Source organism: Pseudotamlana agarivorans (assembly GCF_001642835.1).
GTDB classification, from domain to species: domain Bacteria; phylum Bacteroidota; class Bacteroidia; order Flavobacteriales; family Flavobacteriaceae; genus Pseudotamlana; species Pseudotamlana agarivorans.
The window spans coordinates 637,981-663,553 of sequence record NZ_LXEI01000001.1 but is presented as its reverse complement, the minus strand read 5'-3'; the positions used below and the strand labels follow the sequence as shown (position 1 = coordinate 663,553).

Annotated in this window: 24 protein-coding genes; 9 read left to right on the top strand and 15 right to left on the bottom strand. The window is 34.7% G+C overall.

The features are described from left to right. Positions 1-433 precede the first annotated feature (433 nt). The 7 genes from arsB to A6I66_RS02710 all read right to left on the bottom strand — a co-directional run bounded on the left by arsB (position 434) and on the right by A6I66_RS02710 (position 4,103). Positions 434-1,489 carry an ACR3 family arsenite efflux transporter gene (arsB, locus tag A6I66_RS02740; protein WP_067145289.1) on the bottom strand — a complete coding sequence of 352 codons (1,056 nt, stop codon included), beginning with the start codon at positions 1,487-1,489 and terminating at the stop codon, positions 434-436. Position 1,490: 1 nt separating this feature from the next. Then, positions 1,491-2,108 carry an arsenate-mycothiol transferase ArsC gene (locus A6I66_RS02735; protein ID WP_067145287.1) on the bottom strand — a complete coding sequence of 206 codons (618 nt, stop codon included), beginning with the start codon at positions 2,106-2,108 and terminating at the stop codon, positions 1,491-1,493. Positions 2,109-2,138: 30 nt separating this feature from the next. Further along, positions 2,139-2,612: a DUF6428 family protein gene (locus A6I66_RS02730; RefSeq protein ID WP_067145285.1), complete on the bottom strand. Its 474-nt coding sequence runs from the start codon at positions 2,610-2,612 to the stop codon at positions 2,139-2,141. 48 nt (positions 2,613-2,660) lie between these two features. Further along, the gene (locus A6I66_RS02725; protein WP_067145283.1) at positions 2,661-2,993 is read right to left on the bottom strand and encodes an ArsR/SmtB family transcription factor; all 333 of its coding nucleotides are present in this window, start codon (positions 2,991-2,993) and stop codon (positions 2,661-2,663) included. A 209-nt stretch (positions 2,994-3,202) separates the two neighbouring features. Beyond that, positions 3,203-3,418: a hypothetical protein gene (locus A6I66_RS02720; RefSeq protein WP_067145281.1), complete on the bottom strand. Its 216-nt coding sequence runs from the start codon at positions 3,416-3,418 to the stop codon at positions 3,203-3,205. 1 nt (position 3,419) lies between these two features. Further along, the gene (locus A6I66_RS02715; RefSeq protein WP_067145279.1) at positions 3,420-3,767 is read right to left on the bottom strand and encodes a hypothetical protein; all 348 of its coding nucleotides are present in this window, start codon (positions 3,765-3,767) and stop codon (positions 3,420-3,422) included. A 6-nt stretch (positions 3,768-3,773) separates the two neighbouring features. Continuing rightward, positions 3,774-4,103: a YtxH domain-containing protein gene (locus A6I66_RS02710; protein WP_067145277.1), complete on the bottom strand. Its 330-nt coding sequence runs from the start codon at positions 4,101-4,103 to the stop codon at positions 3,774-3,776. 243 nt (positions 4,104-4,346) lie between these two features. On the opposite strand from A6I66_RS02710, the gene A6I66_RS02705 reads away from it, so the two are divergent. Together A6I66_RS02705 and A6I66_RS02700 are read left to right on the top strand one after the other, a co-directional pair. Next, on the top strand, positions 4,347-4,769 hold the full coding sequence (locus A6I66_RS02705) for a hypothetical protein (protein ID WP_067145275.1): 423 nt from the start codon (positions 4,347-4,349) through the stop codon (positions 4,767-4,769). 7 nt (positions 4,770-4,776) lie between these two features. Next, the gene (locus tag A6I66_RS02700) at positions 4,777-5,334 is read left to right on the top strand and encodes a hypothetical protein (protein WP_067145273.1); all 558 of its coding nucleotides are present in this window, start codon (positions 4,777-4,779) and stop codon (positions 5,332-5,334) included. Between the two features lie 16 nt (positions 5,335-5,350). Here A6I66_RS02700 and A6I66_RS02695 read toward each other — a convergent pair whose 3' ends face one another. Then, the gene (locus tag A6I66_RS02695) at positions 5,351-6,223 is read right to left on the bottom strand and encodes a helix-turn-helix domain-containing protein (protein ID WP_067145271.1); all 873 of its coding nucleotides are present in this window, start codon (positions 6,221-6,223) and stop codon (positions 5,351-5,353) included. Between the two features lie 133 nt (positions 6,224-6,356). On the opposite strand from A6I66_RS02695, the gene A6I66_RS16590 reads away from it, so the two are divergent. Next, the gene (locus A6I66_RS16590) at positions 6,357-6,602 is read left to right on the top strand and encodes a hypothetical protein (RefSeq protein WP_157614039.1); all 246 of its coding nucleotides are present in this window, start codon (positions 6,357-6,359) and stop codon (positions 6,600-6,602) included. A 68-nt stretch (positions 6,603-6,670) separates the two neighbouring features. Beyond that, positions 6,671-6,910, top strand: coding sequence for a hypothetical protein (locus A6I66_RS02685; protein WP_067145267.1), 240 nt, complete (start codon positions 6,671-6,673; stop codon positions 6,908-6,910). A gap of 203 nt (positions 6,911-7,113) precedes the next feature. On the opposite strand, the gene A6I66_RS02680 is transcribed toward A6I66_RS02685, so the two are convergent. The 6 genes from A6I66_RS02680 to A6I66_RS02655 all read right to left on the bottom strand — a co-directional run bounded on the left by A6I66_RS02680 (position 7,114) and on the right by A6I66_RS02655 (position 18,345). Then, positions 7,114-8,793 (bottom strand): glycerol-3-phosphate dehydrogenase/oxidase, encoded by a 1,680-nt coding sequence (locus tag A6I66_RS02680; RefSeq protein ID WP_067145264.1) that lies wholly within the window; start codon positions 8,791-8,793, stop codon positions 7,114-7,116. Between the two features lie 24 nt (positions 8,794-8,817). Further along, positions 8,818-9,657 carry an alpha/beta hydrolase family protein gene (locus A6I66_RS02675; protein ID WP_067145262.1) on the bottom strand — a complete coding sequence of 280 codons (840 nt, stop codon included), beginning with the start codon at positions 9,655-9,657 and terminating at the stop codon, positions 8,818-8,820. Position 9,658: 1 nt separating this feature from the next. Further along, positions 9,659-12,412, bottom strand: coding sequence for a PD-(D/E)XK nuclease family protein (locus tag A6I66_RS02670; protein WP_067145260.1), 2,754 nt, complete (start codon positions 12,410-12,412; stop codon positions 9,659-9,661). Positions 12,413-12,487: 75 nt separating this feature from the next. Next, on the bottom strand, positions 12,488-13,846 hold the full coding sequence (locus A6I66_RS02665) for an OmpA family protein (RefSeq protein ID WP_067145258.1): 1,359 nt from the start codon (positions 13,844-13,846) through the stop codon (positions 12,488-12,490). Positions 13,847-13,992: 146 nt separating this feature from the next. Further along, complete coding sequence (gene kbl, locus A6I66_RS02660) at positions 13,993-15,186, bottom strand: glycine C-acetyltransferase (RefSeq protein WP_067145256.1); 1,194 nt, start codon at positions 15,184-15,186, stop codon at positions 13,993-13,995. A 21-nt stretch (positions 15,187-15,207) separates the two neighbouring features. Continuing rightward, positions 15,208-18,345, bottom strand: coding sequence for a UvrD-helicase domain-containing protein (locus A6I66_RS02655; RefSeq protein ID WP_067145254.1), 3,138 nt, complete (start codon positions 18,343-18,345; stop codon positions 15,208-15,210). Between the two features lie 123 nt (positions 18,346-18,468). Here A6I66_RS02655 and A6I66_RS02650 point away from each other — a divergent pair, with 123 nt between their 5' ends. The 5 genes from A6I66_RS02650 (at position 18,469) to A6I66_RS02640 (ending at position 23,191) form a co-directional block, all read left to right on the top strand. Further along, positions 18,469-19,077 (top strand): superoxide dismutase, encoded by a 609-nt coding sequence (locus tag A6I66_RS02650; RefSeq protein ID WP_067145251.1) that lies wholly within the window; start codon positions 18,469-18,471, stop codon positions 19,075-19,077. 155 nt (positions 19,078-19,232) lie between these two features. Beyond that, a complete protein-coding gene (locus A6I66_RS16710) occupies positions 19,233-19,391 on the top strand; it encodes a hypothetical protein (RefSeq protein ID WP_169815702.1) in 159 nt (52 codons plus the stop codon). Between the two features lie 259 nt (positions 19,392-19,650). Next, positions 19,651-19,830 (top strand): hypothetical protein, encoded by a 180-nt coding sequence (locus tag A6I66_RS16585; RefSeq protein ID WP_157614037.1) that lies wholly within the window; start codon positions 19,651-19,653, stop codon positions 19,828-19,830. Positions 19,831-20,530: 700 nt separating this feature from the next. Beyond that, positions 20,531-20,674 (top strand): hypothetical protein, encoded by a 144-nt coding sequence (locus A6I66_RS16580; RefSeq protein ID WP_157614035.1) that lies wholly within the window; start codon positions 20,531-20,533, stop codon positions 20,672-20,674. Positions 20,675-21,151: 477 nt separating this feature from the next. After that, complete coding sequence (locus A6I66_RS02640; protein WP_067145247.1) at positions 21,152-23,191, top strand: carbohydrate-binding protein; 2,040 nt, start codon at positions 21,152-21,154, stop codon at positions 23,189-23,191. Between the two features lie 471 nt (positions 23,192-23,662). Here A6I66_RS02640 and A6I66_RS02635 read toward each other — a convergent pair whose 3' ends face one another. Then, entirely contained in the window at positions 23,663-25,561 is a 1,899-nt protein-coding gene (locus tag A6I66_RS02635) for an amidophosphoribosyltransferase (RefSeq protein WP_067145245.1), read from the bottom strand. Between the last annotated feature and the right edge of the window lie 12 nt (positions 25,562-25,573).

Below are 25,573 nucleotides of genomic sequence, written 5' to 3'. Positions count from 1 at the left end.
GAATCTGGCTTTAAATCACCCCTCTGAATTTTTAAATTTTAATATCACCTTATGACATGGCATGTCATCATAAAATCAGCTTAGAGGTTTTAAATTTGAAGTATCATTTAACGCTTAGTTGCCTAGTGTTAGTAAAACTAAATATTGGTTGTTGCTAATGATTTCGGTAATTAATTTAAAACCTTATTATCATGAATACTTTAGAATTAGATATCGTAGAAGAAAGCTTAGGATACAATTTGTTTAAATATAGCTACTTGACTTTGTTTGTTTTTAGTTTGGGAGGGTTGCTAACAAATTTAGTTGTTAACGGTTTTTAAAAAGCAATAGTTAGAAAAAGAAAAATTTAATAATTAAAAAAGCTCTTGAATTTAATTCAAGAGCTTTTTTTGTTTTAATAAGGCTATTAAATCGTGTGAAATTATATTTTGAATTAGGCTTTTTGAGAACTTTTAGTAAAGTATTTTTTACGTAACCAAAAAGATACGCGTACGAGTAATATAAGGGCTGGTACTTCAACCAGAGGACCAATAACGCCTGTAAAAGCTTGGCCAGAGTTTAATCCGAAAACGGCAATGGCAACTGCTATGGCGAGCTCAAAATTATTTCCGGCAGCTGTAAAAGCGACTGCTGCTGTTTTGTCATATTCGGCACCCATAGCCTTTGTAAAGAAAAATCCAATGATGAACATGAGGGCAAAATAAATAAGTAATGGTACCGCGATGATGAGGACATCCATAGGAATTTCAACAATCAACTCGCCCTTAAGAGAAAACATAACGATGATTGTAAAGAGTAAGGCAATCAGTGTTAAAGGTGAAATGGCAGGTATGAATTTGGTATTATACCAATGCTCGCCCTTTAATTTCACTAGTATAAGTCTGCTTAATATGCCTAATAAAAACGGAATACCAAGGTAAATAGCCACGCTTTCAGCTATAGTAGCTATGGAAATATCCACTATAGCACCTTCAAAACCAAAATAAGGCGGTAAAATGGTGATGAATATCCAAGTGTAAAAGCTATAAGCGAAAACTTGAAATATACTGTTCAAGGCTACAAGGCCAGCGCCATACTCTGCATTACCTTCGGCAAGATCATTCCATACCAAAACCATCGCAATACAGCGTGCTAAACCTATTAATATCAATCCTACCATGTATTCCGGGTAATCCCTTAAAAAGGTAATGGCTAGAATAAACATAAGTACGGGACCCACGATCCAGTTTAAAATGAGTGAAATGGATAGGATTTTAGTGTTTTTAAAAACCTTAGGAAGTAAGGCATAATTCACTTTGGCTAGAGGCGGATACATCATTAATATCAGTCCAATAGCGATTGGGATATTAGTGGTTCCAACGCTAAATGAGTCAATGATCTCTGGAAACGAAGGCACAAAATATCCGATACCTACCCCAATAGCCATGGCTATAAAAATCCAAAGGGTCAGGTACGAGTCTAAAAAGCTTAATTTTTTATTTGATGCCATCTTATGCGTTTATTTGTGAGTACACATAGTATAACTCGGTAGCGATTTGTATGCTTCTTTCGTTATATTTTTCGGCTTGTTGCGGCGTACCGTCAAAAGCCTTTGGGTCTTCAAACGTAATTGGAATACGCTTTTCTGCTCCGGCTATAAACGGACAGCCACCGTCAGCTTGAGAACAAGTCATTATTGCTGCAAACTCTGAAGTTGGATTAAACGGGGCATCTAATTTTTTAGAAAACCCAATAATAGGATGGGCGTTATTAGTATATTTTATACTGTACACAGGGTTTTTGTTTTCAGAAAGGGTTTCAATCTCAAATCCTGTGTTTTTTAGAGTTTCCGCTACAACAGGAAAAAGAGCTGTAGCTTCGGTTCCTCCAGAATAGCAAAATACTTTTTCAATATTAAAATGATAAGCAAGCGTTTGTGCCCATACTTGCGACAAATGACTACGTCGAGAATTATGGGTACAAATAAAGTTGATGCGTATGTCTTGTTTAGCATTTACTTTGGCTTGAATAAAATCGATTAAGGGTTGAAGGGTTTCTTTGCGTTCCTGTGAAATACTTTCAACATTGAAGGTTGAAATGGTGGTTTCAATATTTTTAAAAAGGCTCATTCTTTTGTTCTTTACAATTTTAATTATGATTTAGCAACAGCCACTATTTGGTGAGCAACTTGAAGCAGTTGGTTTTTGAATTTCAGAAAGTTTCATTTTTGGCTTTTCTTGAGGAATACCACAGTTGTCCTTAGCAAGGCAATCGGTTTGTTTTGTAGCTAGAAGAAAATGTTCGCCATCGAATTCCAATCCGTATTTGCCAATAGTAGCACCTTGATATTCCACTTCAATTTCTAAATCACCAAGCTCCAGGACCTTTTCTGATAGCTCTATGATGTTTAGTAATTTCTCAGGATGTAATCTGTGATCGTAATCGTTGGCATTCCACAATTGAAAATTGGCCACTTCTTCATGACGTACCGTGCCACCACAGTCTATAAAGTGTTTGGTTATTTTTCCAACTTCGGTAACGTGAAAATGACTAGGTACCAATTCGCCATTTGGCAATTCAAAAGCTATTTTGTCTAAGGTGGTGAGTTTGTTTTTTACTTCAGATAGTGTCATAATTATTCTTTTTTATTGTAATAATACGATTAATACGTTTAAATTTTTTTAACAACAGTCTTGTTTAGTAGGGAGGTCTTGATCTAGAAATTCGGACATAACCGTTTTCATTTGTGCCCATTTTTCGTGGTTAATGCAGTAGCATACGCTAGTTCCTTCAACAGTCCCTTTTATTAAGCCAAGTTGTTTTAACTCCTTTAAATGTTGAGAGATTGTGGGTTGGGCTAAACCTATTTCGTTAACCAAATCTCCACAAACACAGCTATCTATTTTAAATAGGTATTGTAAAATGGTTACACGTGCAGGGTGACTAAAGGCTTTTGAAATTAAAGAAATTTCATTTTGTAAGTCGTTAAACATTTCGGTTTTAGCTAATCCCATAATCTTATTATTTATACATTGCAATATTACGATAAATAAATGAAAGCAGAGCTGTTTTTAGTTTATTTTTAAAAGGAACTTGTTTTAAGATGTTGATTATTAGTGTGTAAACAGAGTGTATTGATGTGTTAGCATTTTATTCATAGAAACAAAAAAGCTGCTACTGAATAATTTCAATAGCAGCTTTTTCATTGATTTTGATAATTATCTTACCATTTTCTATTCCCAAAAAGCTTGTTAATAATAAGCTTTGTTGAGTATGTAGTCGCTAACCACCTTAGTTTTTCAGGTATCCAGTTAATAGGATTCAAGCTTTCAGTATAATCATGCTTAAGCATTTTTATTTCTTCCAAGGCAATTTTACGTTCTAAATCTAAAATCTTTAAATCGCGTTCAATGCTTTTTGTGTTTTTATATGATTTCATACTAATTAAAAAACTTTTCAGACAGTTTACTGATTATAAAATTGCTCATATATTTTCTTAACATAAATGCAATTATAGACAGTAAAACAAATCCTCCGCCTACAATTAAGAATCCTTGAGTGTAGTTTCCTAAAGATTTACCAATTAGAAAAGCCAAAGCAATAGCTAGAAAAGTTAAACCAATAATTAACAAACTTCCAATGAATAAAGTTTTAAAAACGATACCAAAGGAGGTTGTTAATTGTTGAAATATCTTGAGTTTATAGTACTCATAAGAAGTATGAAAAAACTTCTCACTAACTTGTTTTGCTTTTTGATTAGTGTTGGCCAAGGAGTCGTTTAAACTCATATGTATTTATGATTTTTGTAAATTTTTGCTTTTTTCTTTAAGATCTTTTAATTTCTTCTCAAGCGTTGAAATGATATCTTCTGCTTTATAACTAACATCAGAAACCAAGGCTTCAACATGCTCGTCCAAACTCTGCTTTTTTGTTGAAGCAGTACTTATTGCTTGCTCTTTTAAATCGTGTGCTAAATTAGTTAATTTATCCTTAGCAGTATCTGCTTCGTCACTAATACGTTGTCTAGTATTTACGCCTTTATCTGGAGCAAATAAAATTCCTAAAACTGCACCAATAGCTGTTCCTGCTAGAAGTCCTAAAAATGTGTTACCATTATCATTCATAATTTTTGTTTTTAATTATTAATGCTATACAAGTATACAATATACAAAATGATTTATTCTCTGAAAAGAATTTAAGGACTAAAGTAAAATACTTCTTACACCCTTAAAAAGTATGTATTTTATTGATACTTGATTATTTAAAGTAAAGGTATATCTAGAATATAGACCTCTAGCCGACACTTAATGTCGTCTGTTTTATAGGGCTTTCAAACTAGCTTTGTGTGGAAACAAAACTGTAAGCAAGTGATTAATTTATTAGGTAGTAAGAAAAAAATACTTGGATTTCATGAAAATCCAAATATTAAAACGTTTAGTGAAACTTTAAACACCGATCAGTTAGAAGCCATGGTGCATGTCTTTTTTTTAGTTGTTATGGCCGATGAGACTGCTTTAAATCTTAAAATGTACAATTTTATTCATGAACAATTTAAAGGTGTGGGCTTTGATATTAAGAAAGCTTATGTGCATAAATATGCTTCAAGAGCGGATGCTGAAGCTTATGACATTCTAGCTGATTTAAATTTTGAGCAAAAAAAGTGGTTTGAAACAGCCTTACGTGCTATGCTTTATGATATTCATGTTAGGCCTACTTCCAAACAAATAGAACAGTATAATATTATTTGTGAAAAGACGTTGAATATGTATACTAGAGAAGCTATTCACTAATATTTTTATGAAAATTAAGGCCTTATCAGCATTTCACAACCTACAAAAAAACGAGCTTTTTACTTTTAATGACGTTCAGAAATGGCTGTTGGATTTTGAATCTGAATTTAAAGATATCAAGTATAACTGGTCTTGCCCAAATTTGAAATGTCGTTATAAATTCACTGGGAGTTGCTCCTGTACGACTAAAGATGATGCTTTTCTTTTTTTAACGCTATATGAAAGGTTATTGGAGTTTTCATTTTATCACAAAAACGAAGCGTATGCTCGAAATGAATTGCTAGTTTATGAACAGGTTAAAAACGATGTTTTTGAATGCAAACAATGGGTTGTAAGAAACGAAAAAATTGCTGGCCATGATTGTTTCGAGTTTTTAATGAGTTATTTCAGCTATTCCAATGACCCTAAACATTTACTAGTCGTTGATGAACGTTTATTGGGCTACAATATTTTTGTTGATACTAAAGATTTTAAACATCTCATTTCATTTCTACAAATTTTTGATGAACTGTTCTGGATTCAAAAAATATATCCAGAAAGTGAAATGTTATACGCTTTCGAGTGAGGAGGATTTGGTTAGTTTAGTCATCAAATAGAAAATGGTCAAAATCACCTTCAATAAATCGTGGAGGATATTCTAAACCTAAGGTCTCTTGTAAGGCTTTGTCTTCCCAAACATTTTTTAATCCAATTTCCAAGTTTAAGTGGTAATTATCATCACGTTCGGTATAGCCACAAAGCAGATATTTTTTGTTTAATTTTTTAAAATATCTAAAAAATTCGGCCATCACATAAAAAATGGTTTCATTACAATCTCCTGTAATTTCATATCGGTAATAAATGGGGCGTTCTAATTGTTTCGGACTAATTAAATCGGTTGCTCTCAGGTTTTTGTTATCTATTTCTCGGTTTCTAAGTTTTATATAGGTCGCTTCCTTAATAGGTAAAACGATACAATGTCCTGCATAATACCCTGTTCTTCCTGTAAATACAAAGTTAAGTTCCGGCAGTAATTTAACGGCCTCTCGAATCAATTCATCGTTTACGTAACTGTCGTCTTTATGCTGAGAGTCTATGTAATTATCGATATGCTTGATGTCCAAATCGTAGTCAATGGTTCTTATGTTTGGTGTTGTAAGTTCGAGTTGATCTTTGTACCAAGATAAATTTGGAAGTTTGCTGTTTTGCTCGGAAAGTGAGTACTTTCTGGTTTTAAAGCTGTAGAAAGTAGGAATTGGAACCGCAGCATTAAGGTTGTGTATGAGTTGGTAAGGCATTAATGTTGCCAAAACAATATCTTCTTCTTTTTCAGATTTCACTAGGGTTAAATCTTTTTCCCAGCGCTGTATGGTTCGTAAATCGACTTTAATACTTGCGGCAAAATCGATTTGAGACAAGTTATTGTATTCTCGATAATCCTTAAATAACTCGCCTATGGAATGATATCTTTTCATCTATGTGTTAAAATAGTCAATAAATATAATTAAAAATAGCCTCATGACATTTAATGTCGTAAGAATTACGGTTAGGCACTCTTAAATTTGCAACATGTAACTGGAAACCTTGTGGTTTTTTAATTCCAATACCATGTGTCAACGTACAGAAAATGAAAACCATAGACCGATTACTTCCTTGGAGTATCGTGTTTTCATCTATTTGCATATGCTTTCTAAGTATAGAAAAGAAGACATGTTTGGTATGGCTCCTGCTGTGGCTAATTTATTTATGTTGCCTTTAGATAAAGCAGAAAATTTATTGGTGCAATGGTTAATTAATTTCAGAGAAGATGGGCAATATGCTTCGGTGTATGTTCCAAAAAGTTTGGACCTTTAATTTTTTTGATTTATCCATTAGAAGTTATAAATGTCACATTTCCAGTATACTAGAAAAATAATTATAGGATGCTTCTACATAAATTAAAAGAAATAGAAATTGCGATAGATGATCGCAAAAATTCTAGTTTGGAACAAATACAAACGGCTTCAACACTAAAGGATTTATTGCTTCAAATCGATTATAAATCTGAGCATATCACGGATTTGTCTTTAGATAGAACCTTGGATCTTTTAATTCATTTAAAGGGTGATGATTTGTCTTTAGAAGAAGAAAATCTGGTGAGAACAATATTTGTAACTATATAACTGTCTAGGACACAGCATGTCGTATAAGGTTAGTCAGGCTTGTCGTAAATTTGTAGAGCTAAGAATTACAAAAGTATTTTAAGTTTAAGGATTAATTAATGTATTAAAAATTAGAACGGATTAATAGCAATTTGAAGTTTGATTTTTAAGTTTGGGAGGGTAGCAGAATTTATTTTTGTTGCCCTCTTTTTTTAAACTTTAATCTATAACATTTCTTCATCGTAAAATGTTGTGGCATCCTGAATAGCTAGATCTAAATTTTTATTTTCCTGTTCAATTTTAGGGGCTTTCCAATCTAAATAGATGCTGAAATCTGCCAAAACAATCTCTCGGTATTGGTGAACACTTTGGATGTCAAAATATAAACGCCCCGTACGTCTAACAAAAAAATCAGTTAAACTGGTGGTCATTTCGTAGGTGATACTAAACCAAAGTTCTGCTCTTATGAGGCGTTCTAATGGTGATTGATTTTCAAACTCATTTGTTTTGGTTAAAATTTCAAGGGCCTTTTTACCATAATTGGTACATAAATACCACGCATGATAATCGTTTGAAACTTCTATTTTATTTAGTTTTAATTCGAGTTCCTTTTGAAACGTTTTTACTTCATTAGTTGAATTAAAATAGGGTTCAACTAATCGGATCTTTTCTGTTTGAGAGTTTTTTAATTTTGATTTTTCTTCGGAAGACATGCGGTCTAAAACAACCTCCAAGACACGCTGGGCCATTTTTCGGTAGCCTGTAAGTTTACCTCCAGCTATGGTAATTAATCCGGTTGGTGATTCAAAAATTTCATCTTTTCTAGATAATTCTGATGGACCTTTGTCGTTCTCATGAATTAAAGGGCGTAAGCCGGCCCAACTAGACTCTACGTCATTTTCAGTTAAATGAATGTCAGGAAATGTGGCATTTATAGCTTCAAGTATGTATTGTAAATCATTTTTGGTACTCACAACACGATTTTTATTCCCTGTATAATTGGTATCTGTGGTGCCAACATAAGTTACACGACCGCGCGGAATGGCAAAAATCATACGTCCGTCTTTTACATCAAAGTAAAGTGCCTGTTTTATAGGTAATTTATCTCGCGGAATTACGATGTGTATTCCTTTTGTTAAATGGAGGTGCTTATGATTAATCGAATGGTCGGTTCGGCGTATAACATCGGCCCAAGGACCAGTTGCGGAGATGTAATGTTTTGCTGTGATGTTTAGGGTTTGTTTTCCAAGTTGATCTTCACAGTTTAAACTCTTTATTTGCGAGTCTGTATGATAATTGAAAGTTTTAAGTTCGCAGTAGTTCAAAATGGTGGCACCAAATGAAGCTGCTTTTTTTAGTATTTCAATAGTGAGTCTGGCATCATCGGTACGGTATTCAGCATACAAACCACCACCTGTTGTGGTATTAGGATTAAGTAGGGGTTCTTTTGCTAGGGTTTCTTGTTTGTTCAGCATGATTCTTCCGTCCTCACCATGTACATCAGCTAAAAAATCATAGACTTTTAATCCTATAGAGGTCATTAATGGACCATAAGTGCCGCCTTCGCTTAAGGGCAACAGCATTTTTTCCGGAAGGACTAAATGGGGTGCAAGATTATGAACAATTGCACGTTCGGATCCAGATTCCCTTACTAGGCCCACTTCAAATTGTTTGAGGTAACGCAAACCGCCATGTATGAGCTTGGTAGATTTATTACTTGTGCCAGAAGCAAAGTCAGTTTTTTCAATTAGGCAAACACGTAATCCGCGGGAAGCTGCATCTAAAGCAATGCCAGCTCCAGTAATGCCACCGCCAATAATAGCAAGGTCGAAAGTGCTTGTTTTTAGCTTTTCGAGAATTTCTTCTCTTTCATATATTGAAAAATGATCCGCAGAGTTAAGCATATAGGCAAGTCTATATTAAACGTGTTATTTAGCAAAGTTATTAACCAATTGAATAACCTCTTCTAGGTGTTCTGGTAGGGTGTCATGTTTCCATGGGTGTGATGCTCCAAAAACATGATCGGCGCCTTCAACTATTTTAAAAGTGCTTTCGGGGTTCCATTTATGAAGATTTTCTGCTTCTTCAATTAATACGCTAGTATCCTTATCGCCATGAATAATTAGAAAAGGTTGTTTGAGGTTTGAAACCGCTCGTTTAATATTAAGGCGTTCTTGGTGCTTTGTGAAATCTTCAAAGAACTGATAAAAGTGTGGCATTTGTTGTTTTGTTCTGCCGTTTACTACATATTTTACGCCTTCTTTTTTCCACTGTTCCGCATCACCAGAAATAGGGTAGCGGTTGGCATAATTGCTAACACCTGCTAGACTTATTACTTGTTTTACACGATGGTCCTCTTGAGCTTTTATACTTACAATGCCACCAGCTCTGCTATGTCCTAAAAGGATGATGTTATTAGCATCCAATTCGTTTTTATACGTTTGATTTTCAGTTACCCAATCTATAATGGTTTCTAAATCATCTAACTCTTTACTGTAGTTGTTATTGCCAAACGCTTCTAAGTCGGGGAAATCTATGGGGTCTTCAACCGTTCCTCCATTATAAGCAAAATTGAATTTTATAAAGAAGTAATCTAATTCAGCGAAATCTTGAGCCATCAAATCCCAAGCGCCCCAGTCTTTAAAACCTTTGTATCCATGACAAAATATAAGCACTGGTTTAGGGTTTTGGTTGCCTTTAAAAAAGACATCCGTTAGAATCGGTTTGTTGTGTTTACCTGGAATACTATTATTCTTTTCTATGATCATATTACACTTCTTTTTCGGTGAAATCAATTTTAGGATCGCATATTTCTAAAATGAAACCTTTTAGTTCTTTTTCAAAGGCGGCTAACGTATCTTCAGTAATTAAAGCGTTTTTAGAACGGCTTCCTGCTTCCTTTTTTGAAAATTTTAAAAAGCCCGCACCCATATTTTTAAATGAAATGATACCGGCTTCCATAGGATATTTTAGTATGCCTTGCTGTTGCATCATATAGGCATAAGCGAGTATTTGAAAGCTTTTGCTATATTTTTTATAATCAGTAGTAATGTCCTCCCAGTTGGTGATTTCTACTTGATTTTGGTCTACTTTCCCTGTTTTATAATCAATGATTCTAATCACACCGTTGCATTCGTCAACACGATCTACGATACCTCTTAAACGCACTGGGAAGTCTAACTCGGGAATATTTATAACGATATCATTTTGGGCTTCAATAGCAAGAATTTTGATCTGGTCTCCCGCTTTTAAACTTTTAATTTCTAAATCTAAAAAATTAGAAACGTAGCGTTTTGCAATTTCAGAAATAATGAGGTTCTTCCCTTTGGTTATATCACCTTCTTTATATTCTGTTTTAAAATGATGCGTAACACGCTCTTCGATATTCCCTTTTAAACTTTTAATCACTTCCAAGTCGATAAAACGGTTTATTAATGGTTTGTAAAGGTCTTCTAAGGTGTTATGTACAACGGTTCCTAGGGTATTTGCTGCAACAGTTTCTTCCACATCGTTATGATCGCGTATTTTTAAAATATTTTGATAATAGAAATCAATGGGGTTACGCATGTAATTGGTTAGCGAAGAAGGCGAAAAGCCTCCACTTGCCAATTTAGCGATAGCATCATTCAATGCAGCGTTCTTTTTTACAACGGTTAATTGTTGTTCCAATATGGGTACTTGAGGAGCAATAATTTGATGTTTAATATCATGAATACCTTCAAGTTCTAATTGGGTTATAAATCTGCTTTTCTCACCACCTGTAAGTACATCTGCTTCTGTATTATATAGAATAATGACACGTTTTGCTCGTTGTAATAAACGGTAGAAATGATAGGTATAAACGGCATCCTTTTCTTTATACGTTGGAAGTTTATTTTCAATTTTAACGTCGTATGGAATAAAGGAATTGTTGCTTTTTCCAGAAGGTAAAACCCCTTCATTAACAGATGAAATTATAACCGTCTCAAAATCCAATACACGCGATTCTAACATACCCATAATTTGGAGGCCTTGAAGAGGTTCACCTTGAAAGTCTAAGGATTCGGAGCTCAATAACTCATTATAGACGCTGTATAAGGTTGAAATGTCTTTAATATGTTCATGCGTATTGTTTAATTGTGTTAACCCATTAAAAAGTTCGTTAAAACGGAAAAGGTACTCTAAGGACAGAATATCAGATTTACTGTTTTTATCTAAACGGTCTTTGATAGCTAGAATTAAATCTGTGCAATTTTTTAAAGCTTGATCAATGGATTTATGCCAATTTGAAAAAAGTAAATCGATAACCGTAGCGCAATGAGGTGCCAATTGTTTTAAGCGTTTTACCGAGAGATAAACCATATTGTTGCTGTCTATGGTCTCTATGAGTAACGACGCATAATCAATATCTTCTACATTAAAAATAGGACGTATGAATTGATGAGAAACAAGCTTGATGATGTCTTTGTAGTAAAAGGATTTTGAATGTGTTTTATGAATATTAAAAAGTGTATCAAAAAAAGAAGCTAGCGGGATTGATTTTAGAGGAAATCCCATAGTGATGTTTAAATCTTTAATAGCATTTGGAATGGAATTTAATACGGGTATGAGTAAGTTTTCATCACCTAAAATAACCGCCGTATTTTCTAAGGTGGCGTGCTCTTGGTGTAACTCTTGAAGAATGGTTCCAATATATTTAGCTTGACCTATGTTTTTTGGAATTCCGAATAAGGTGATGTCTTTTGATCCGGAATAGTTATTTGTAATCCACTCAAAGGGGTGGGTATTAAAAATGTTCCAGTTTTTTTTATGCTGTCTCGTAAATAAGGCAGCATCATGTAATGGGTTTTCGAAAAAGACCTGATCTATATCCCAATAAATTTGTCCAAGTCCATGTTCTAATATGTCTTGAATGATAATTTCTTCGGCGGTGTTTAAGGCATTAAATCCTAGAAATATATACTGGCTATCAGGATGTGTTGAAATGTATCCTTTTATTTGTTTAGCTGCTTCTCGATATATGAGACCTTGATAGCCTATGCCTTGGCTTATAAGATGTTTGGTGAAATGCTTGTAATAATCAAAAAGCTTATTCCAAAAGGCTAAATAATTTTTAACAAATTCTGTTTTAGGCTCTTCTAGAGACCAATGTTTTAAATCTTCAATGGCAGCAAGATATTCAAAGATATGTTCTTGCGGAATGAGGTAGCGATCAATTTCATTAAAATCTTGAAGTAGGATTTGCGCCCATTTCGAGAAGGTTTCGAAACTGTCGATCTCATCGCCTTTTGAAATTTGAAGGTAACTGTTGTAAAATTCAAAAAGTAATTCGGTATTAGAACTGCTTTCTAGGTTCGCTACTTCTTCTACAAACTCTTCAATACTTATAATTTTTGGAGCAAATAATGTATGGTCTAAAACCTTTGGGAGTTGGTTTTTTAAAAACACACCAGCACGTTTGCTGGGTAAAACAAAGGTAACTTCAGAGAAGTTTGTTTGTTTGTTTTTTAAATCTTGTAATACATCAAATATGAATGTTGTCATGTTATAAAAATAAAAAACGCTTCGGATACCCGAAGCGTTTTTCTTAATCTATTTATAACTTTTTAAAATATAGTCTTATTTTACTAAGTTAATTTCAACACGTCTGTTGTTTCTTCTACCAGCACTAGTTTTGTTAGTATCGATAGGTTTAGTTTCTCCATATCCTTTAGCAGATAATCTGAAGTCTTCAACACCGTTTTTAGTTAAGTAATCTTTTACAGAAAGTGCTCTAGCATCAGATAACTTAAGGTTAGAAGAAGCAGAACCTACACTATCAGTGTGACCTTCAACTGTAAACTTAGCGTGAGGGTACTCTTTTAAGATATCGATAATGTTTTGTAATACTTCTGCAGAGTGAGATTTAATCGTTGCTTTACCAGTATCAAATAAGATAGTTTTAGCGTAAGCATTTAAAGATTTTTGTACAGCTTCTGATAATTCTGGACATCCGTTGTTAGCAACAGTACCAGGAGTATCTGGACATTTATCATCTTTATCTAATACACCGTCACCATCAGTATCTGGCCAAGGACATCCACTGTTTGCAGCTGGACCAGCTTCGTTAGGACATTTATCATCACCGTCAGCAACACCGTCACCGTCAGCATCTGGACATCCGTTTAATGCAGCAATACCTGCAACAGTAGGACAAGCATCATCTTTATCAGAGATTCCGTCACCGTCAGTATCAGGACATCCGTTAAACTCAGCTAAACCAGCTTCGTTAGGACAATCGTCTTTGCTATCTTGGATTCCGTCACCGTCAGTATCAGGACATCCGTTAAATTCTTTTAAACCTGGCTCATGTGGACAAGCGTCATCTTTGTCATATACACCATCACCGTCAGTATCAGCACCACCAAATCTGATAGAGATACCAGCAGTGTGTTGGAAGTGAGAGTATAAGTAATCTTCGAAAGAATGTTTGTAAGCAACTTGAAGAGTTAAACCGATGTTTTCAGTAAACCAAACGTTTGTACCAACAGTTCCGTTTACAGTACCAGCACCAATTTCGTCAACCCAAGTGTAACCACCACCAACACCAATAAATGGATCGATTGTAGTTCCTTGTAAAAAGTTGTACTTAATAGTACCATCAACTCCATAGTAAGAAGCATCGCTGTACATTCCATCTTCGTCATCTCCAAATTTGGAAATTTTGTTTAAAGAACCAGCAACACCAAAAGTAAGTCCGCTACCTACATATTTCGATACAGAAATAGTTGATAGAGAAGGTAATATGTTCCAGTGATCAGTTGCATTGAAGAATTCATCAAACCATTCACCTTGTGGGTAATCTTCACCAACTGGGTAAAAGTCTACTGCGTTTGCTCCAATGGTAATCTGCCATGGATTGTTTTTGTCTTGCGCATTTACGTTGCTACAAACAAGTACAAGCAACATAGCGAACAATAATCTGCTAAGATTTTTCATATTCAAAAGTTTAAATTTTAAGTGTTAATTGTAAACAAAAGTAAGTTGTTAATTCTTATTAACAAAGACAAATATATAAAAATATTGTAGATATAAGTATGGCCAACCTAAGTTTGCATGGGCATAATCCGTATTTCAGACTGAGTTTAAATAACGTTTAATGTCTTCCCAACCTTAGTAAAAGCGCTAATTGCCTTGTCTAAATGGGCCTTAGTATGTGCTGCTGAGAGTTGTACACGGATTCTTGCTTTTTCTCTAGGAACCACCGGAAAAAAGAATCCGATGACATAAATGCCTTCTTTTAGCAGTTCTTTAGACATGCTTTGAGCTAGATTAGCATCGTACAGCATAACTGGGACTATGGCAGAATCACCATCTATAATGTCAAAACCTGCCTCCTTCATACCTTTTTTAAAGTAACTGGTGTTCCATTCTAGAGTATCTCTAAGCTCGGTATTGTTAGCAAGCATGTCAAAAACTTTAATGGAGGCGCCAACAATTGCAGGGGCTAAGGAATTAGAAAATAAATAAGGTCTAGACAGTTGACGCAGCAAATCAATAATTTCTTTTTTGCCTGTGGTATAACCTCCCATAGCGCCACCCAAGGCTTTACCTAAAGTTCCGGTAATGATATCAATGCGGTCTAATACGTTTTTTTCTTCTAAAGTACCACGGCCTGTTTTACCTATGAATCCTGCGGCGTGGCATTCATCTATCATAACCAAAGCATCATATTTATCGGCTAAATCACAAATTTTATCTAAGGGCGCTACGAGTCCGTCCATAGAAAACACACCATCTGTTACAATAATTTTAAAACGTGCGCCTTTAGAGTTCGCAGTGATAAGCTGTTCTTCTAAATCGGCCATGTCGTTATTTTGATATCGATATCTCGCGGCTTTACATAACCGTACCCCATCAATAATGGATGCGTGGTTTAAAGAATCTGAAATTATGGCATCTTCAGCACCAAGTAATGGCTCAAATACGCCACCGTTAGCATCAAAGGCTGCGGCATATAATATGGTGTCTTCAGTTTGGTAAAAATCGGCAATTTTTTGTTCTAGTTCTTTATGAATATCTTGTGTTCCGCAAATAAAGCGTACCGAACTCATGCCAAAACCATGGCTGTCCATAGTATCTTTGGCGGCTTGAATAACTTCGGGATGCGACGAGAGTCCTAAATAATTGTTGGCACAAAAGTTTAAAACCGTTTCGCCTGTATTTAATGTGATCTCAGCACCTTGCGCCGAAGTAATAATACGTTCCTCCTTATAAAGTCCGTTATCTTTGATGTCTTGAATTTTTTCAAGAAGATGATTTTTCAGTTTTCCGTACATTTTATTAAATTTTATGCAAAATTAAACAACTTTTACGGTAATGTCATTATTTGTGTATATAAGAATCTTCTTTTTAACCGTAAATAACATCTCTTCTAAAACATCCTGATACAACTGTAATTGTTGGGCGTGGTGTTTGTCGATTTGTCCGGTTTTATAATCAATAATGGTAGCGTTATTTTCACTATCGATTACCACGCGATCTGGACGGTACACCATGCCTGTTTTTGTAATAATATCCCGTTCATTATATATGGTGTGTTCGGGGTTGTTGTAGTATTTTAATAATTCTGGGTGTTGTACAATTTGTGTAACCAAATTTTTGAGCGTATCGGCTTGTTTGGGATTGATGATGGCGGATTTCAGATACTGATTAAAAACAGGGTCGATGTCTTTTTCTGTTTTAATGCCTGCCATGATATCGTGGATGAGATTTCCTTTTTCTATGGCTGCCTCCTGATTCGTGTCCCACAATAGTCCAGATTTGGTAACCACCTTAATGTTGTGAGTTTCTTTAGCTGTTGAAATAAAAGCCTGTTGAAATTCAGTTTCTTGTTGTTTTGTTGCAACTTTTGATGTTTTATTTGGCGAACCAAAAGCGTAAAGACCTTGAGCATCTTGCCACAATCCTAAATGCTGTAGGTATAAAATTAAAAGTCCAGAATATTTTTTGGAATTGGCTTCCCCTTTAGCCGAAGTGTCTTTGGTTGAAATGATATATAATTGTTCTACCGCTCGGGTAAGCGCCACGTAAAGTAAGTTTATATTGTCTAAAGCTTGTTCCGATTCATGGCGGTTAAAAATGTTTAAACCTTCATCACCAAAATATTCAAAATCTTTAGTGTAATTCAAAAGGGTGTACGATAAACCTTGGTATTGGGCTTCATCTATTTTAAACCATTCCTTAGGATCGACATCGCGAGCCATATCTAAATCGGCATACGGGAAAATAACCACTGGAAATTCTAAGCCTTTAGATTTATGGATGGTCATGATCTGTACAGCATCTTGTCCTTTAGGTGAAATAATGCTTAAATTGTCTTTCTTCTTATTAAAAAATTCAAGGAAACCAGAAATGTCAGATCCTTTTTTCTGAGCAAAATCATGAATGATATCTAAGAAAAACTGAATATAGGCATTAGAGTTTTTAACAAGTCCGAAGGTTCTAACAATCGTTTCGGCCATGTCGTAAAGTGGAAGCTGAAGTAACTCGGAGCTTGAAATAGATATATTAAATTCTTTAAAGCTCTCAAAGAGTTCTTCTATAGAAAGATGAATATGATTGATGAAATAGTCGTGCTTGTTTTCAATTTGAAAATGTTCGGTTTGAAAATGCAAGACCTTGATTTTTATTTCATTATTTTTTGGCTGAAGCAGTAGTGTTAATAAATGGGTTATGAAACCAACTTCAGGTGCATTGTTTATCAATAAGGTTTCCGATGAAATGATTGGGATGTTATGCTGACTTAAATAATTGGCCACAGCCACACCTTCCTTCTTTTTTCTTACCAGAACGCAAATGTCTTTCAGTTGAAAACCGTTATTCAGACTGTTTTTAATCTTTTCTAAGGTGATTTCTGGAAATATGTCGTTTCTATCGTCTTCTTTATTGATGTCTAAAAATGAAAGTTCCACATAACCATTTTCATCTTTAGTGATTTGTTGTGACGCGTCATTATATAGCTTTTGGTAGGCCTCATGATGAAATACCTGATTGGCTAAAAACTGAAACAAACCGTTATTAAATTCAACGACTTCTTTAAAACTCCTGAAGTTAGCGGGCAGGTTTGCAACATCTTTTTGTATGTGAAACGGATTAACCTCGTTAAACAGTCCAATAAATTGTTCGGCTTTTCCTCCGCGCCAACGGTAAATAGCTTGTTTGGCATCACCTACTAGCATGGTGCTTCCGCCTTGAGCGGAAAGAGAGTTTTCTAATAAAGGAATGAGATTTTCCCATTGCAATACCGAGGTGTCTTGAAATTCATCAATAAAATAATGTTTAAACTTTTCGCCAATACGCTCATATATAAAAGGTGTAGGTTGTGCTTTAATCTCGGTACTAATAATGGCATTAAATTCGGAGATTAGCATTTTGTTTTGCGCTTCTTTTAAAGAGATTAATTCATTATTAATGGCATTTAATACGGATAAAGGCGTGATGTTTTTATAAAAGTTCTTTAAAAATTTAAGATGATAGACTTCTTCTTTAATACTATTGTAAGATTCCTCAATTTCTGGTAAGAGGCTATCGATGGCACTAGCTAAGTCGGCGTTTAAGGATTTTGTGTATATGCCTTTTCTTTCGCTTATGTTTTCTCCCAGTTTATTGTCATATAGTCTTAGGAAGTCTAAGTTTAATGCTTTTAAAAAATGATTCGGAAGTGTTTTTCTAGAAAAATTGGAATGTTCTAAACCTTTATCCTTAATGGTGTCTAATACATGTTGTGCTTTAGTTTGAATCTTGCTTTCTGACCTTGCAATTTCCTGTTTCAGCTGAACTTTTAAGTTTTTAAAATCTTGTAAACTTTTATCTTTTAAGGTTTCAATGAAAGGAATGTCATTTTCGTTGGTAAGCAGTTTGGCTATTTTGTTAAAATCATAGGAGAGGTCCCAACTTTTATCATCATCGGCCTTTTCTAAAGCAAAATCAATAAGTGTCTTGGTAAGTTCGGTATCTGTTCCTGCTTTGGTAATTAAACTGTCTACGGCCTCAAAAAGCAAGGACTCTTGGTCGAGTTCCACTTCAAAATTTAAGGGTAGTTTTAAATCGTGCGCAAAAGTTCTAATGAGTCTGTGCGTAAATCCATCGATAGTCGAAATATCAAAAGCTGCGTAATTATGTATGATGTAGTTTAATAGGTTTTCCGATTTTTTGTGTAGCGCTTCCGGAGTCATCTCTAAAGCCTCACAAATGTCGTTAAACATGCTATCGTTAGCGGTTAATATAGAAGGTTGTGCAAAGTTTTTTAGGGTTTCAATAATGCGATCCTTCATTTCGGCAACCGCCTTATTGGTAAAGGTAATGGCTAAAATGCGCTTAAATTGATCTTTTGAATGCGAACCAAATAGTATTTTTAAGTAGGCTTTAACCAGTGTGTATGTTTTACCGCTTCCAGCCGAAGCATTGTAAATGGTAAAGGGTGCTGTGGATTGCATAAAAGGAAATTTGCATACAAGATAAAAACTATCGATGATTTGATAACAATTAATTATTTTTAATTGCCCGCTTTTATGTGTAAATTTGGACAAATCAAATATTATTAATTAAAAACTAAAATTATGGCTTTCGAATTACCGAAATTAGGATATGCATACGATGCTTTAGAACCACACATTGACGCAAAAACAATGGAGATTCACCACTCTAAGCATCACCAAGGTTACACAAACAACTTAAATGCTGCTATTGAAGGAACTGATTTAGAAGGAAAATCTATAGAAGATATTCTTACGAATTTAGATATGAGTAATGGTGCTGTTAGAAATAATGGTGGTGGTTTTTATAACCACTCTTTATTTTGGGACGTTATTAGCCCAGAAGATAAAGGTCGTTTATCTGGAGATTTAAAAGATGCTATTGAAGCTGCTTACGGATCAAAAGAAGCGTTTGTTGAAGCATTCTCTAAAGCTGCAGCAACACGTTTTGGGTCAGGATGGGCATGGTTATGTGTACATAAAGGTGGTAAAGTTGAAATTTGCTCAACACCAAACCAAGACAACCCATTAATGCCAGGAACTGGATGTGGTGGAACACCTATTTTAGGTCTTGACGTATGGGAGCATGCTTACTACTTAAACTATCAAAACCGTCGTCCAGATTATATTTCTGCATTTTTTAATGTAGTAAACTGGAACGAAGTTGAAAAACGTTACGCAGCAGCGAAATAATAAGCTTACATAGCTTTTAAAAACACTGAATCGTCTGGAGCTTTTTGCTTTAGGCGATTTTTTTGTTTAAAAAAGTAAGAAAAAACCTTGTTTTGTTGTTTTTGCTTTACGTAATTAGCTTTATTTATCCTTAATAAGTTACGAATATAGACCATATGCACACGGTATATACATCAATTAAAATAGGAACGGTATTAGCCATGATTATTTCTTGGAGTCAGAATAAATCAATTCTGATGGCTCTTGTACACGGCGTTTTTGGGTGGCTTTATTTAATATATTATTACTTAGGGAATGAAGTTGACAAGAAATAGTTTTTTGTTAGTTGATTTCCTACTGTGTTATAGCTTGGTTTAATTTTAGAAAGTCATGGGGAAATATTTTAGGTTGCTTGCTGTTCTGCTGTTCATGATTGCGTATCTACTGGTCGTAAAAAGAATTCGACCATTTTATTATACCTCCCCAGATCACTTTTCATTTTTTAAATTTCTTTTAGGTATTCTACCAAATTTTCTTGGAGCTGTAATGGTTTTTTGGTCGTATAGAACTATTAATAGTTCGGTTAAATCCGCTATGATTTTATCAATATTACTACCTGTTTTTATGGAATTTGAAAGGTTTTATGTAAACCATTTACCTTTCGATATTTATGATATCCTTGCTTCAATATTTGGAGTTCTTGTAGCTTATGTTTTGGATAGAAATTATTTTAATGAAAATTTTACGATTAAATGGCTTTCTAGGGTATTGTAAGTCTGGTTATATCAAAAAGTAAATATGTTTGCGCTATCGGCTAAACTGGAACGAAGTTGAAAAACGTTGTGTAGCAGCGAAATAATGAGCTTACATAGCTTCTAAAAATACGGAATCGTCTAGAGCATTTTTGATTTAGGCGATTTTTTTGTTTTACTTTAAGTTATTGATTTTTTAATTAAAAGGTTTAATGTTATTTTTGTATTTAAGATTTTTCTCTTGTAAAAGTAGGAAAAAACATTGTGTGCTTGTTTTTTTTTTCGTTTGGGGAGAAGATAGTTACATCTGCTATTATTTACTCTCTCTCTTTACTTATTGGGATTATTTAATGATGAATTGTTGTAAAATAGTTTATTATGAAAGATATATTTCCAAAAGATTTTTTAAGTGGTACTACCGAAGTTCATCCGTTTATGCCTGGCAAAAAAAGTCAAATTAACTATGGAGGAGTAGTCATCCAAATAAGATAAAAAATAAGGTAAAGAAATTGCTATCGCCATTCATAATTTCGGAGCCTAATTTTTAACCTAGAATGGCATAATTTAAAATTATTTTAATATGAAAAATTTAGAATTAGATCACATGGAAAAATTACAAGGAGTTGGTTGGAGAGAAGGAATACAATGTGCTTCTTTGGGTGTGTTTATTTATAATACACCCAATTTTACCCTATAAAATGAATAAAAGAAATAATTTAAAAATGGCAGCCCTTTTTTTTATAGGGGTGGTTATAATATTAGGAAGAAGGTTTATTGTAAGTGATAGCAATCTGGACGAACTTTTAATTTTACTTATTTTATTGTTCTTTGCTGCTTTAGGAAATTACTTTTTTAATAAGACTTAACCCGATAGCGCGGACTTGTAGTCCGTGCCATAATTAAATTCTAAAAATTTATAGTATGATAATACCGTTCCTATCTTTTATTAAACATAAACAAGAAAGGCTACAAAATATTAAAACAGAAGGATGTTACCATATTATTATATTGACAACAGTGAGTTAAATATCTTTACTAGGTTTCGGTAAACGTATGTTTTAATAAATACATTATAATACTGTAAACAACATAAAGGTTTAGCGATTTATGCTTAGGGTATAATGAGCAGTCCTATTTAGTTATTCGTGTTGCACGGACTACAAGTCCGCGCTATCGGGTTAAACCGAGGCGTTTTTTTTGTTTTCGATTTTACTAATTACTCATTCGAGTCGCATATATAGCTTTTATTTTATGATTTAACTCGTTTGTATAGTTCATGTCGAGTTTAAATTCGAGGCGAGGCTAAGGTTTTAATATAGTTTTACTGTTTAAAACCAAATCGTATGAAACTTTTTAATTACCTACTTATACTTTGCTGTGCATTTCAACTCACGGCACAAAACTATTCAGGGACCATTACCGATAAATCTACAGGTGCTTTTATTGAAGGCGCCTTAGTGACTTTGGTTGAAACTAACCAACAAATTACAACAACAAGCAACGGACAGTTTTCATTCTCGGTAACCGATAATTCGCCTAGAGCTCTTCAAATTAACAAGGCAGGCTATGTTTTTGAAGATTTAAGAAGTATTACACCAACCACTAATATCGATATCCAACTAAGAGCTAAAATAAAAAGTTCTGCAACGTCGCGTTGGGTGAATTATTTATCAAGTTGTACGGCTTATAATAATCCAAATATCCCAGACGATGCCGATTGGAATGTCACCTTTACCGAAACGAATTTAACAGGCGATTTTGCTCCCGATGTGACTTATACCCGTCGAGATCCTAGTGCGGTTATTCAGCATAATGGCTTGTATTATGTGTGGTACACTTATAAATTATCGGAAACCTCAACCTATTTTGGAACCAACGATGTTAACGATAATGTTTTTCCCTGGGATTATTGTGATATTTATTTCGCTACCTCTGCAGATGGCTATAATTGGGATGAACAGGGGGTTGCTGTGGCTAGGGGAGCTTCCGGTCGATTCGACGATCGCTCTGTTTTTACACCAGAAATCTTTGAGCATCAAAATAAATTTTATTTAATATATCAGGCGGTTCAACATCCCTATATCGAGCGGGTTAAGAATACCGTAGCTATGGCGGTAGCCGATTCGCCTAATGGTCCATGGACTAAACTAGATTCGCCTATTTTAAGAGCCACCGATAATGGTATTTGGGCAACAAATTCTACAAGTCGCCTTGATGTTATTGAGAAAGGCGATTTTGATAGTCATAAGGTGCATGATCCTTGTTTAACGTATTACAATAATAAATTCTACCTATACTATAAAGGCGAGCGTATGGGCGAGGAGCGATATTGTGGCGAGCGTGAAATTCGCTGGGGTGTTGCTATAGCAGATCAACCAACGGGCCCTTATATTAAATCGGAATATAACCCTATAACAACTTCGGGGCATGAAGTAAGTGTTTGGCAATATAATAATGGTATTGCTATCATTCAAAAATTGGACGGTCCCGAAAGAGGCTCGGTACAGTTCTCTAACGATGGAGTAAATTTTGAAATGAAAGGTACGGCAACGCATGTACCTGATGCTTTAGGTGTTTTTCGTTCAAACACGGAAGGAACAACACCTACATCTGGGGTTACTTGGGGATTGGCACATCAACTTAATTGGGATCAGGTGCAAGGCGGTTGGATGCATTTAAAACGTTTTGATTTGGTACAAGAAGTCAGCGAACCCTCAAGTGATGCCATTATTATAGAAGCTGAACATTTTGAAGCTACTAAAAATGAAGTGGGATATGCCCCAAATGGTTATGATGGTGTGCATGCCAACGCCACAGGAGTTGACCACGTTAACCGCCAGGATTGGATGGAGTTTACAGTACATATTCTTGAAACTGGTATGTATGAGCTCACGTATCTTATTAGTACACCTTCAGATAACGCTGCTGTTCAAATGCAAATAGATGGGCAAATTGTTGCTAATACGACCGTGCCTAATAATGGTAGTTGGTCGAATTACGAGCTTTTAAAGCATCAATCGCTTATTCATATTGAATCTGGTGTTCATGTTATTCGCATTTTAGCAAATGGAAGCAACGATTGGCAATGGAATATGGATAAGTTTTACTTAGAGAAACAATCGGCATTAGGCGTTTATCCGCAGGGCAGTGATGTTTTAGATGACTTATATGTGTATCCAAACCCTTCGAAATCATTTTTGTATATCGGTAATCTTAAGCAATCGGTAAATTATAAGGTTTATGATCTTTTAGGAAGACATGTATCACAGGGCATAGTAGGTCCAAATCAGTCGGTTGAAATTACAAATTTTGAAGAAGGACAATACGTGTTGATGCTGGAATATAAAAAGGCTAAGCAATCTTTGATGTTTATAAAGGAATAGGCTATTAAAAGGGTAAAATTTATTGAAGTATATAAATTGAAAAAGGTGAACAACCTAATGTTCACCTTTTTGCCCCAAATCTACCATGAACTTAACCTACTTATGTTATGGTGCCCCAAATATAAAGTTGAATAACCAACTGCTAAAATATATTAGCTGAACTACATAAATATTGGCTTAAAAGAAATGTTTTGATTGAAGTGTGTGCGTGTAACCTTCAGTAAGTCAGAATTGTAAGTGTTATACTGCGACAAATAGGGAAATAAAAAAGGTGAACAGATGTCCACCTTTTTTGCCCCAAATCTACCATGAACTTAACCTACTTATGTTATGGTATTACCAAGTTATAGGTAATTCCTCTAACTAGAGTATTTATTAGATAAACGGTAGATTTATAAGATTAAATGTTTTTATGTGCGACGAAACGTTTAAAAGTAGGTTTTATACTACAAATTTATTTCGTCGTTTTTACTAGTATGCGCGCTCTCGATTACCTTCAAAAAAGTTAATAAAAGCTCTGTTTACCACTCGGTTACCCCCAACGGTTGGATAGTTTCCTGTAAAGTACCAATCACCTAGGTGTTCTGGACATGCTTTATGTAGATTTTCTACCGGTTGGAAAATGATTTTAACTTCAGCTTTTACGCTTTCATCACTTAATAATTCTGAAATTTTATCTGAAATCTGCTCGTCCGTAAACGGATCGTAAATTTCTTTTACAAAATTTTGGACGTATTTATCGGCAAGTTCTGTTTGCGTGATACATTTTTCGTACACTTCCTTAACAATATCATATTTACCTTGGTCTTTAAGAAGCTCTAAAGCGGCTCTAAAAGCAATTAAATCTTCAAGACGGGCCATATCAATACCGTAGCAATCTGGGTAACGAATTTGAGGTGCCGACGATACCACGATGATTTTCTTAGGATTTAAACGGTCGAGCATTTTAAGGATACTTTTCTTTAAAGTGGTTCCTCTAACAATACTATCGTCGATGATTACTAAATTATCATTAGGTTTTATAACGCCATAAGTTACATCGTAAACATGCGCTACTAAATCATCTCTACTGCTATCTTCGGTAATGAAGGTTCTTAGTTTTACATCTTTAATTGCGATTTTTTCAACACGGGCACGCTCCGATAAAATTTCGGTCACTTTCGCAGCCGATAAGGAACGTTGGCCATTCAATATGGCTTCAGTTTTCTTCTCGTTGATGTAGGCTTCAGCCGTTTCAATCATACCAAAAAACGACGTTTCAGCCGTGTTAGGAATGTATGAGAACACCGTGTTTTTAGTGTCGTTATCTATGGCTTCTAATACCTTCGGCATTAGTAATTTACCTAGTTTTTTGCGCTCTTGATAAATTTCGGCATCACTACCTCTAGAGAAATAAATACGCTCAAAAGAACAAGATTTTCTTTCTAAAGGTTCTAATATCTTTTTAAATCGAACTTCGCCAGATTTTTTAACAATAATAGCTTGTCCTGGATCTAATTCTTTTACTTTATCAAAGTCAACATTAAAAACGGTTTGAATTACAGGGCGTTCAGAGGCTACTACAACCACTTCATCATCTTGGTAATAATATGCCGGACGAATACCTGCTGGGTCTCTTAATACGAAGGCATCACCGTGACCAATAAGTCCCGCCATGGCATAGCCACCATCCCAGTTTTTAGCAGCACGTTTTAATATTTTAGCCACTTTTAAACGCTCTGCAATTAGCGGAGACGCTTGTTGTTTATTGTAGCCTTCCTTTTTTAAATCTCTGTAAACCTTGCTTACTTCATCATCTAAGAAATGACCAATTTTTTCCATAATGGTTATGGTATCGGTATATTCCTTTGGATGTTGTCCTAATTCGATAAGATTTCCGAATAATTCTTTAACATTAGTCATATTAAAGTTACCAGCCATAATCAAATTACGGTGCATCCAGTTATTTTGTCTTAAAAAAGGGTGTACGCTTTCTACGCTATTTTTTCCGAAGGTTCCATAACGTACGTGACCTAGAAAAACTTCGCCTATATAAGGGATGTTCTTTTTTTGTGCCGCTACATCATCCATATATTCTGGATGCTCTTTAAATTCCTTATTAACACGATCGTTAATTTGGGCAAAAATATCTTGAATAGGCTGTTGGGCAATCGAACGTACTCTACTAATGTAGCGCTCTCCAGGTTTTGTATCTAATTTAATACTTGCTAATCCAGCACCATCTTGACCACGATTGTGCTGTTTTTCCATCATTAAATACATTTTATTTACCCCATAAAATGCACTGCCATACTTCTCTTTATAATATTCTAAAGGTTTTAATAGGCGTATAACAGCTATTCCACATTCGTGTTTTAAGGCATCACTCATAATATTCTTGTT